This is a genomic window from Aliivibrio sp. S10_S31, assembly GCF_014694495.1.
Lineage (GTDB): Bacteria > Pseudomonadota > Gammaproteobacteria > Enterobacterales > Vibrionaceae > Aliivibrio > Aliivibrio fischeri.
In genome coordinates this window covers 1-563 of record NZ_JAAUWR010000106.1, presented here as the reverse complement: position 1 = coordinate 563, position 563 = coordinate 1, and the positions used below count along the sequence as shown (strand labels likewise).

The 563-nt window shown below is 33.9% G+C and carries 1 protein-coding gene; it reads left to right on the top strand.

Annotated elements, in window-relative coordinates:
* The first annotated feature begins 330 nt into the window (after positions 1-330).
* Positions 331-549, top strand: a complete 219-nt coding sequence (locus HC728_RS19805) for a hypothetical protein (protein WP_155658538.1) — start codon at positions 331-333, stop codon at positions 547-549.
* Positions 550-563: the final 14 nt, after the last annotated feature.

Genomic DNA, 563 nt, shown 5'->3' with positions numbered 1-563 from the left:
ATAACGCCTGCATAACACGTTTGCTACTATGCAGACCTAGCTAAATTTTACTGCCTTAATCACTGAAACTAAAGGCAAACTGACAACGCCGAGTGTAGCAAATCGTGTTGATGCATTTGTTATGCGACCAATTAATACTAGATTAATTTTACGTCGGTAGCACCTCTGAAATTTTAACTCATTAACTAAAGTCAATTTTTTCTATATAAAAATTTATTTCTTTCATTAATCGCAACATAGCTACAATTTCAAACTATATTCGTTGTTAATTATACAAATTAGGCGCAATTTCTGTGTAGACATACAAACATGTTTAAGGAGAAATTAATAATGCCGCAATTTATTGTAAACCGTAATCAACAAAGTAATGGCGATCATGAAGTCCACAATTTATCAACTGGATGCTCTCATATGCCAGAACAACAAAATCGAATAGATCTTGGTTTTCATATTAGTTGCTCTGGAGCCGTATCTGAAGCAAGACGACAATATCCAGGTAGACGAATTAACGGTTGTTACTATTGTTGTAATTCTTGTCATACTAGCTAATTAATAATGGGGGG

Bases quoted from the DNA above. Each gene is read 5' to 3' on its own strand.
- HC728_RS19805 (WP_155658538.1), top strand. From the start codon at position 331: ATGCCGCAATTTATTGTAAACCGTAATCAACAAAGTAATGGCGATCAT.